This window comes from Protofrankia sp. Cr2 (assembly GCF_963555885.1).
GTDB lineage: Bacteria > Actinomycetota > Actinomycetes > Frankiales > Frankiaceae > Protofrankia.
The window spans coordinates 1-9,455 of record NZ_CAUVXG010000072.1 but is presented as its reverse complement, the minus strand read 5'-3'; the positions used below and the strand labels follow the sequence as shown (position 1 = coordinate 9,455).

Here is a 9,455-nt window from a genome sequence, read left to right as displayed (position 1 = left end):
GACGCCGCGTCCCCCATTGCCGGGCGCTCTTAGCCGATTTCCGCGATCCGCACGCCCGGAGTGGGCATCCGCGCCGCCGTCTTGGCGACGCCTGGTCTGACATCGTTTCGGTCCACATCGTTTCGGTCCACATCGTTTCGGTCCACATCGTTCCGGTCCACATCGTGCGGGTCCGCGGGGTCATGCGATCCGTTCGGATCAGTGACCTCTTTCGGCAACCTCAGCGGCAGCGGATCACGTAGAGGCATCGCATGATCACCGCGCACTACGACAAGCTGGTGCAACGCTTGCGTTAGAAGCGGCGCGACCTGCGGATCAAGAGCGCCGTTGCCGGTGAGGACAATCCGCAGGAACCAGCGCGGACCGTCGATCCCCATCATCGTGCCGGGCATGAACTCACCCGTTACGGCGGTCGGCAGGCGCAGTCGCAGTTCGCTGCCGTAGCGCCCGCTACCCTCCTCCGCCGCGCCTGATCCCGCGCGCAGTGAGTCCGCGATCTCGGCACGCACCTCGTCCCACAGACCCGTACTTTTCGGCGCGGCGAAGACCGAGAGCTCCATCGCGCTCTGGCCGTCCGTGAGAGTCACCGTCAGCACTTGGTCAGATGCCTGATCGACCTGGAACTGCACCTGGACCCCGTCGATCACCGGGATACGCAGGGATCCCAGATCGAGCCGCCGGATGTGGTCGTCCGGAGCGTCCTCGGCGTCGTAGGGGCCGTCCGGATCAGGCCCGGAGCCCTCGTCCACTACGTCAAAGATCTCATCCCGGCCGTCGGGCTTGCGTGGACCGGAACCGCCTCGACCATCGCGCCTACGACCGCGCCGAAACACTTCGACCACTTCCTGTTGTCACAATAGGCTCCTCGCACGTGATGGCCCGCAACGGTGCTGGATGTGGATGTGGATGTCGGTGTGCGTGTGCGTGTGCGTATCGATATGAGTGTGGGTCTGGGATCACCGGACCTCGCCGGACCCGCGATCAGGCGAAGCCGCCGGTCGACCCGAATCCACCGGTACCCCGCACCGTCTCAGGCAGCTCGGCGACCTCGCGGAACGCCGCACGCTCCACCCGTTGGACGACAAGCTGCGCGATTCGGTCACCGCGCCGCAGGTGGACCGGTTCGCGCAGATCGGTGTTGACGAGCAGAACATTGATCTCACCACGGTAACCGGCGTCGACCGTTCCCGGCGCATTGACGATGGACACGCCGTGGCGAGCGGCGAGTCCGCTGCGCGGGTGCACGAAAGCCGCGTAGCCCTCGGGCAGCGCGACGGCAATCCCGGTCCCGACCATGGTGCGCTCGCCGGGGGCAAGGGTGACGTCCCGGGCCGCCACGAGGTCCGCGCCGGCGTCACCGGCATGGGCGTAGGCGGGCAGTGGGAGGTCCGGATCGAGCCGTCGTACCAGCACCCCCAACGGCTGCTGTCCAGGGTTGGTCGGCTGCGCGGTGCACTCGTCCGTGGCGGTCATGAGTCTCCGATTGGTCCTTGCGGATGCGGGCCGATGCCGGTGACCGGCCAGATGCGGGCCGAGACCGGTAGCCGGCCGGAATCAGCGGTGCCCGACAGAACATGCCGAAGACTAAGTGGTCGGCGCTGGAAGTTGTTCGGGGGGTGTCGGATGCCAGGGGGATGCGTCGCAAGGCGGAGGAGGGAGGCGCCCTGGTGTCGGGTGGCGACCGACAACACAGTGCAGGTGCGTGCCCCAGCCCACACCCCGCGAGGCCGCGCCCCTGTTGCCGGACACTCCGTGGGAACGATGTGAATCTGGGAACGATGTGAATCTGGTGTTGTGGCAGGAGCATCAGATTCACATCGTTAAGAGCGCCTGGCAGTAGGGGCGTGGATGGAGGAGTGGGGCTGGGGTGCGGTGCATCGCGTGGCGGAGGACGGAGGACGGAGGCACCCTGGTGTCGGGTGGCGACCGATGAACGCGGACAACCGCGGGCACGGTGGATACTGACCCGCATGCGCTACGAGGAACGGCTGGCGGTACCTCGGCTCTGGCACCTCTGGGCCGCCCTCTGCGCGGGAGTCTTCGGCAGCTACTTCACCGTCTATACCGACGGCTCCTGGGCGCGGGCCGTGGCCTACGGGGCCGTGTTCACCACGATGGAGGCGGCGCTGTGGCAGCTCGGACGTCCCCGACTGGCCGTGACCGACACCACGATGCGCGCGGCCGGCGAGATGGTCGACCGAGCTGACATCCGCGACGCCGTCGCCTGCACCGATGTCCGCACCGTACTCGTCCCGGGCGTATTTGCCCTGACCAGACCATGGATACGCACCGGTGTCCGAGTCACCACCGCCAACGGTGTGTGGGTGCTGTCCAGCAGGCATCCCGACGAGCTACTGACGGCGATCGGCGTGCCGGTCGCGCGCTGAAGCCATGCAACGCCTGTGACGGCCACCGGCCGGTAGAACGGTCGGGTTGACGGTCGGGTTGTCAACCCGCCGGCGGCCCGGAAGCCCGAGATGATGGGGGTGCGACAGTGCCACAACCGGTATCGAAAATCGGATGGAAGATCGTGGGAGGCGCGGCCGGAGCCGCAGCCGGAGCCGCGGCGAGCAAGGCCGTCACCGTGGCGTACAAAAAGATCCGCAAAGCCGACCCACCGACCAGCCCGGCGCATCCCGACACAACCTGGGCAGACGCAATCAGTTGGGCGGTCGCGTCCGGGGTGGCGATCGGCATCGGACGCCTCACCGCTGAGCGGGTGGCCGCCCGTTGGTGGGTGAAGACGACAGGGTCGCTGCCACCCGGCATGCACGATGACGACTGAGTCCGGGCCGGCCATGTCCGGGCCGGCCACAACGGTGGCGCCGGCGACCTTCGACTCGGTCAACCCGGCGACCGGTACGACGATCGCGACGTTCCCGGTGCACGGCGCCGAGGATGTGCGCGCCGCGGTCGAACGCGCGCGCACCGCCACCAGATGGTGGTCCGAACTCGGCGTCAACGGCCGCCGGACGCGTCTGCTGGCCTGGAAGAAGGCACTGTACGACGCCCTCGACGAGCTCGCCGACCTCGTCCACCGGGAGAACGGCAAGACCACCCACGAGGCTGCCCTGGAGATCGGCGCCCACCTCGACGTTCTGGGCTGGGCCGCCACCAACGCCGGGCGGGTCCTGGGTACGCACCGGGTGCGACGCGGTTTGATCACCGCGAACCAGGCCGCGTCGGTGACCTACCAGCCCTACGGGGTGGTGGGCGTCATCGGAACCTGGAACTGGCCCGTCTACACCCCGGGCGGCGCCGTCGTGTCGGCACTCGCCGCCGGCAACTGTGTCGTGTACAAACCCAGCGAGCTCACGCCCGCGGTCGGGCGGTTCATGGTGGAGGCATTCACCGACGTGGTCGGCGGACGGCCGGTGCTCTCCATGGTCACCGGCCTTGCCGCCACCGGCGCCGCACTGTGCTCGGCCGGCGTGGACAAGCTCTCGTTCGTCGGCGCCCCGGCCACCGGCCGGGCGGTGATGGCCCAGTGCGCGACGACGCTCACCCCGGTCGTCCTGGAACTGGGCGGTAAGGACGCGATGATCGTTGCGGATGACGCTGATCTCGACGCGGCCGTTGACGGCGCGCTGTGGCTCGGGATCGGCAACTCCGGCCAGACCTGCATCGCCACCGAACGGATCTTCGTTACCGAGGGTGTCTACGATGCCTTCCTCGACAAGCTGACCACCCAGGCACGAAAGATCACAGCGGGCGCCGGGGAACCATCCGGATACGGCCCGATGGTTCTCCACGGCCAGATCGAGCTCGTGCGTCGCCACCTCCGCGACGCGCTGGACCGAGGTGGGCGAGCTGTGGTCGGTGGGCCTGAGGCGCTGCGCCCGCCGTTCATCGATCCGATCGTGCTCGTCGACGTGCCGGACGACGCCCTGGCGATGACCGAGGAAACGTTCGGGCCGACCCTGGTGGTGACCCGGGTGCGTGACATCGACGAAGCCGTGGCCAAGGCCAACAGCGGCGTCTTCGGGCTCGGCGCCGCGGTGTTCTCCCGCCGGCACGGACGGGAGATCGCTGACCGGCTGCGGGTGGGTATGGTCTCGGTCAACAATGTCATGATCTTCACCGCGGTCGGCGGACTGCCGTTCGGCGGCGTCGGGCACTCCGGGTTCGGACGGGTGCAGGGCGCGGACGGGCTGCGCGAGTTCGCCTGGCCGAAGGCGATGACCGTGCAGCAGCTGACCGCGCCGGTCAACCCGATCTCCTTCTTCCGGAAACCGTCCGCCATGACGCGGTACCGGACGCTCGCGCGCATGCTCCACGGGCGCTGAACCTGCTCCACGGCAGCTGGGTCTGCTCCACGACAGCTGGGCCTGCTCCGGCGCTGGCCGCAACCGCTACCGGTGACCGGGATGACCTGCACACCGGTGCTGTGACGCGGGCACCAGCCGAGCCCTTAGAGCAGGATGAAGCGGGGCCACTGCCACCCGGGGACTTCGGTCCTCGACGGCGCGAAAAATCATGATCACGCCGCCTTTGGCCCTTAGCCCGCAATGACGTGCCCAAAAGGAGATGTTGGTGGCTGTCTACGCGCTCGGTGACCGAGTGCCCGAGATCGATCCGTCCGCCTATGTCCACCCGGCGGCAACCGTGATCGGCAAGGTGACCATCGGCCCCGAGTCGACCATCTGGCCGGGCGCGGTGCTGCGCGCCGACTACGGCGAGATCCACATCGGTGCCAGGACCTCGGTGCAGGACGGCACCGTCGTACACGCGACCGCCGAGTTCCCCACGGTCATCGGTGACGACTGTGTCATCGGACACATCGCGCACCTGGAAGGCTGCACCGTCGAGAACGGGTCGCTGGTCGGCTCGGGGGCGGTCGTTCTGCACCGGGCCGTGGTCGGCGCCGGCGCGCTGGTCGGCGCGCAGGCGTTGGTCGGTAACAACGTGGCGGTACCACCGCGGGCGCTGGCGATCGGCGTGCCCGCGAAGATCCGCCCGGATGCGGTGGCGGAAAACGCCTTCGCGTCCGGGGCGGCCCAGTATGCCGCGAACGGCAAGCGATACCGCGAGGAACTCCGCCGTATCGACTGATCCGCCGCATCGACGAGGGCCTGTCCGAGAGCCCCATCGACCGGGGGTGCCCGGTTCAGCCGTGCCCCGATAGGCGCTGCGGTAGGCGAACCGGTCAGTCGCGGTCGGCGGGCGGGTCCGCGGCGAGCAGATCGTGCAGCTGGTCGAACAACTGCGGGGGCGCGGCGATGGTGAGATCGTTCGACACCGGCCGACCGTGCAGACCACCGACGCGCAGACCGGCCTCAGCGGCCACCAGCGCCCCGGCGGCATGGTCCCAGGGATGCAGGCCACGCTCGTAATAGGCGTCCACGAGTCCGGCCGCGGCCGCGCCGAGGTCCAGCGCGGCCGCGCCCATCCGCCGGATGTCGCGTACCCGCGGCAGGACGCGGGTCAGCACCGCCACCTGGCCGATTCGCCGCTCGACCGTGTAGCCGAACCCGGTCGCCACCAGCGCGTGGGCCAGGTCGCCCACGGTCGAACCGCTCAGCGTCACCCCGTTTCGGGCCGACCCTTCACCGAGCGCCGCGGTGTAGGTGACGCCCATGGCCGGGGCGTGCACGACCCCCGCCAGCACCGTCCCGTTGATCTCGGCCGCGATCGACACCGCCCAGTTCGGCAGGTTGTAGAGGTAGTTCACCGTGCCGTCCAGCGGGTCGACGATCCAGCGCACGCCGCTGGTGCCGGGGTCGTCGGCTCCCTCCTCACCGAGCAGGCCGTCCGCGGGACGTGCCTCGCGCAGCCTGCGTCCGACCAGCTCCTCCGACGCCCGGTCGAGCGCGGTCACGACGTCCGTGGGAGACGACTTGGTCGACTCGGCTGCCACCGCTCCGGATCGTCCCCGCAGCAGGAGGTCGCCGGCCTCCTGGGCGACTGCGAGCGCGAGCTCCAGCAGGTCCAGGGGCCGCGGGCGCTCGGGCGCACTGCCAGCGGGCGCACTGCCAGCGGGCATCGACGCGGAGGTCCCGGTCGGAGAGATCGGATCGACGGCATACCGCGTGGTGTCAGGCACAGGCCCATCCTGCCAAGACGCTCACTGCGGCTCAGCCGATACTGCCCGCCGCACCTTAATTTGACCGTTGGCGTCCGAGACTAACCTACACGACCTCCGCCGACGATCGGATACCTGCTGGGCGGTCCTCCTCGTCCATCGATCGTCACCCACGACGGCATGTAGGCGAACGCGACGCCGCGTCTTGGAGATTCCGTCAGGTTCGGACCTGACCAGTGGACTGTCGTGCCGAGATGAAACGTGCAGTCACCAGCAGACAGGGGCACGGAAACCCCGCCCGCTGTATCAAAATCCATGACAACCAGGTCTGTCTCCCTCCGGTGGGGCAGCCTTCCCCAGCGATGAGAGCCGCGACAGAAATTCAGGCAACCATTATCGCATGTCGAGTCGTCGATCGCCACCCAACAAGTAACAAAGAGAGGAGGGTCAACATGGAGCCAATGCGGAGCATCCTGATGAGGTGGCTTCATCTCCCCGCCCGGCGGCTTCATCCAAACAGTCGAGGTATGTAGTCTGATCCCTCCTCCGCCAAGTACGGCCGCTACTGGAAGAAGCAGATCACGACGCTCTGCCAGTTCTAGAAAAAAAGTCTCAGAGAGCGCAATATCCCGAATTTTTCGAACCTGATGACGACCCGCACCACCCCTTTCCCAGCCTTTTGAGACATTATTTGTACAGGTTCGAAGAGCGGCGTCAAGTACAGCGCGAGCCCGCAGCAGAGTTCCACGGTCGAGAACCTTTCTCACTACAGCGAACCCGTCAGAGATAATCTTTTCCGCCACGAGTTCGGCTTGGGCTCCGATACACTTTCCGATCCCGCGCCGTCTCTCATCCCTCATCGCAATACCACCTTCAACAGAAAGGATCCGGCACAATGCTGGATGGCGAGGTCACCCGCCGAGCGTCCTTGATAAGTAGGGCACCGTCATCGATCGCACGAAGAAATATCCAGTCAGGCCCGGAGAATATCTCAGCGATGTCAACATCGCCTGGTTTTACTCCAGCTAACGCGAAAAGATCAGAAGTACCTCGTGTGGCTACTTCTGACTGTGCCTCGCGTATCTTTGACCTGAGGTATGCGCTTCGGATAGCCGCCAGTGGGCCACGGAGGCCCGCCGCCCGTTCACGAGCTTCCGCCTGAATGTGGGAAGGAACCGCCCGCTCTCTGACCGACCCGAGCAGCATAATAGCCTCCGCACGGGCATGTTCCACAGCATCCGTAGCAGTCGATCGCACAGCCGCACCGAGCGTAAGCGTTTCCAGATGGTTGTCGTGAGCCTCAGCAACGGCAAAGCTCACGTCATGGCCAATCTGGCACCAGACCTCCAGCCGTATCCCCTCGGGCACCATCTCAACGGCTGAACCGTCGAAGGGAATTCCTCCGCCATACCAGAGTCGGGCAAGAAGTGTACGTTCCAGAAGTTCAAAAACGGCGTGGAGAACAGCACTACGCCGGTCGCGATGCACAGCGATACCTGTACCGTCGGTGGCCGGACCACCGACCCGAAGCGGCCACCGAACGACTCCGCTCAGCAGGCGACTTCCTGACTGCGAGGCGTCGGCATACTTCCAGGTGGGCAAGAGTCTGTCGGGATCCCCAGCAGCAGCACTGCGCGTGAGCAACCGTTCGATGGCTTCGTACCTGCTCACATCCCTAGCTCGTGCCGCATCGCGGGCGCAGGCCGAGCCAATCACAGGGACCGTGCCACGCGAGGTCCGAAGGAAGAGCCCATGTTGAACGACCGTCCAACCGTCGACTCCGGCCGGAGAACCGCAACGCTCAACGAACGGCAGCGCCAGCAGATCCGACCAACTCCGACTCGACCAAGCGCTCACAGGACTCGAGAACCTTTCTCCCAGTCGCCGTCAACGTCGCGTGCGCCGCGAGCGTAGCAATTCCCTTGCCGAAGCGTTCATACTGGATTTGAAGCGCAGAAAGCACCGGAGGACGCGGATCATGAGCGGCCAGCCGGGCAAGAAGACGCGTTATTCGACTCAGAACGAAAGTCGCGTGGTAAATACCATAAAGAGGCCGATGGTCCGGCCTGATCGGCGCAGAATACCGCACATCATGGCCGCCGATGACTAGAGGTTCAATATTCATCAATGTATGCAGGACCATATGGGAGGTCTCGTGAGCAATATGGTCGAGAAAGTAGAGTAAAGGCTCGGACGATTCTTGACCACGATCCGGAAGGCGCAAAAGAATCAAACCGAACGAACGGACACTGGTGATGCCACGTGCCGCCCGACCGCGGAACAGGCGAAGCTCCGCGGCCAGTTCACCGAATTCTGCTGCAAGATCAGAATCGAGATCGCCAAGAACCAGTAGTGACTCAGTCACCCATTTCTGGCCCGCCGCGACATCGTCATCGTTTGGAACCCACATCTCCGGAAATTCGCCCCGTTGTGAGCGCGGACCCTCCGGACCGCAGAGGAAATCAAGGATCTCCGCCTCCGTTCGGTCGTACCGAAGTGGTCCCACAGAAAAATGCTCCGCGTACGGCGCAGAGTTAATGAGCCCGGTCAGCCCACCCAACCCACTGGCCACCCGGCCTGCATCCTGCTGACGGATTCCGTCAGCTATCTGAAAGTAGCACGTGAAGATCTCAGGGTTGATACGGCGGGTCGGATCGAGTTCAATCAATCGCGCTCCAGCCCGTCGGGCAGTTCCGGGCAGGACCTTCTCCGCAACTTCAATATGCCGCGAAAGGTCGAAAACGAGATTCTGATTCACTCGATATCGTAGAAATTCCGTCCGCGCCCCGTTGGGGGCAGCGTCAAAACTGACTGGCGCTAATGGCGTCGCCATTGCAAGCCTTTCCGAGTCAGAAATAGTGGGTGCCGCGGGACGGCACCCACAGGCTGACGAATCAGCTGATCTGAACCCAGCTTCCCGCCTCAGCGAGGTAACTCTCCGGCATGGGCTCGAACTCAGTCTCGGAGACCTCGTTCTCGGGCTCCTGCAACTCAACGTCCACGGTCGCCTCCTGCTCTCGGTCGAAGACACTGCGCAGAAGTATCTGCTAACGCCAAAAAAGACGCAACGAAGATTACCGAAAACGACATGGCGGGCAATGCGAGGAGCGCCTTGACCAGGACGTTTACACGAAAGTGACTTACATTACACAATCGGGATGACATCAAAAACGAAGTTCTCGTCCGCACGAGATCAAGAAACCTGTCACGCCGCGCAGCGGATCGCCACCCCAAAGCCAAGAGCCGCGCGATGGACTCCGGTGGCAACCTGTTGAGGCTCCGCGATCCGAGCAACAGAGCAGGGTGTTGCATGAACCATATGCGTGCTACGCACCAGACTGGTTAAAAGTTTCTCTTGGATTGGTTTGACCGTTACGCCGGCTGTGTCACCGCCCCGGTAGAACCCTTCCCGAACACGGCCCCGACAAGAATT

10 protein-coding genes are annotated in these 9,455 nt (G+C 65.3%); 4 read left to right on the top strand and 6 right to left on the bottom strand.

Features of this window, described 5'->3' with window-relative positions; all coding sequences use genetic code 11:
- Positions 1 to 29: 29 nt before the first annotated feature.
- Both U9978_RS21635 and dut read right to left on the bottom strand, forming a co-directional pair.
- Positions 30 to 749, bottom strand: a complete 720-nt coding sequence (locus U9978_RS21635; protein ID WP_322762980.1) for a DUF3710 domain-containing protein — start codon at positions 747 to 749, stop codon at positions 30 to 32.
- A 232-nt stretch (positions 750 to 981) separates the two neighbouring features.
- Positions 982 to 1,473: a dUTP diphosphatase gene (dut, locus tag U9978_RS21630; protein WP_322762979.1), complete on the bottom strand. Its 492-nt coding sequence runs from the start codon at positions 1,471 to 1,473 to the stop codon at positions 982 to 984.
- Positions 1,474 to 1,919: 446 nt separating this feature from the next.
- Between dut and U9978_RS21625 the strand changes: the two genes are divergently transcribed.
- The 4 genes from U9978_RS21625 to U9978_RS21610 all read left to right on the top strand — a co-directional run bounded on the left by U9978_RS21625 (position 1,920) and on the right by U9978_RS21610 (position 5,052).
- The gene (locus U9978_RS21625) at positions 1,920 to 2,387 is read left to right on the top strand and encodes a DUF3093 family protein (protein ID WP_322762978.1); all 468 of its coding nucleotides are present in this window, start codon (positions 1,920 to 1,922) and stop codon (positions 2,385 to 2,387) included.
- A gap of 107 nt (positions 2,388 to 2,494) precedes the next feature.
- Positions 2,495 to 2,785, top strand: coding sequence for a DUF4235 domain-containing protein (locus U9978_RS21620; protein WP_322747454.1), 291 nt, complete (start codon positions 2,495 to 2,497; stop codon positions 2,783 to 2,785).
- Positions 2,775 to 4,286 (top strand): aldehyde dehydrogenase family protein, encoded by a 1,512-nt coding sequence (locus U9978_RS21615; protein ID WP_322762977.1) that lies wholly within the window; start codon positions 2,775 to 2,777, stop codon positions 4,284 to 4,286. Before U9978_RS21620 ends, U9978_RS21615 begins: the two co-directional genes overlap by 11 nt.
- A 241-nt stretch (positions 4,287 to 4,527) precedes the next feature.
- On the top strand, positions 4,528 to 5,052 hold the full coding sequence (locus tag U9978_RS21610) for a gamma carbonic anhydrase family protein (RefSeq protein WP_322762976.1): 525 nt from the start codon (positions 4,528 to 4,530) through the stop codon (positions 5,050 to 5,052).
- 94 nt (positions 5,053 to 5,146) lie between these two features.
- On the opposite strand, the gene U9978_RS21605 is transcribed toward U9978_RS21610, so the two are convergent.
- The 4 genes from U9978_RS21605 to U9978_RS21595 form a co-directional block, all read right to left on the bottom strand.
- Entirely contained in the window at positions 5,147 to 5,983 is an 837-nt protein-coding gene (locus U9978_RS21605) for an inositol monophosphatase family protein (protein WP_322762990.1), read from the bottom strand.
- Positions 5,984 to 6,123: 140 nt separating this feature from the next.
- On the bottom strand, positions 6,124 to 6,882 hold the full coding sequence (locus tag U9978_RS21600) for a phytanoyl-CoA dioxygenase family protein (protein ID WP_322762975.1): 759 nt from the start codon (positions 6,880 to 6,882) through the stop codon (positions 6,124 to 6,126).
- Between the two features lie 13 nt (positions 6,883 to 6,895).
- Positions 6,896 to 7,693, bottom strand: a complete 798-nt coding sequence (locus U9978_RS24195) for a YcaO-like family protein (RefSeq protein ID WP_416211086.1) — start codon at positions 7,691 to 7,693, stop codon at positions 6,896 to 6,898.
- Between the two features lie 130 nt (positions 7,694 to 7,823).
- A complete protein-coding gene (locus U9978_RS21595; RefSeq protein ID WP_322762974.1) occupies positions 7,824 to 8,780 on the bottom strand; it encodes an aKG-HExxH-type peptide beta-hydroxylase in 957 nt (318 codons plus the stop codon).
- Positions 8,781 to 9,455 lie beyond the last annotated feature (675 nt).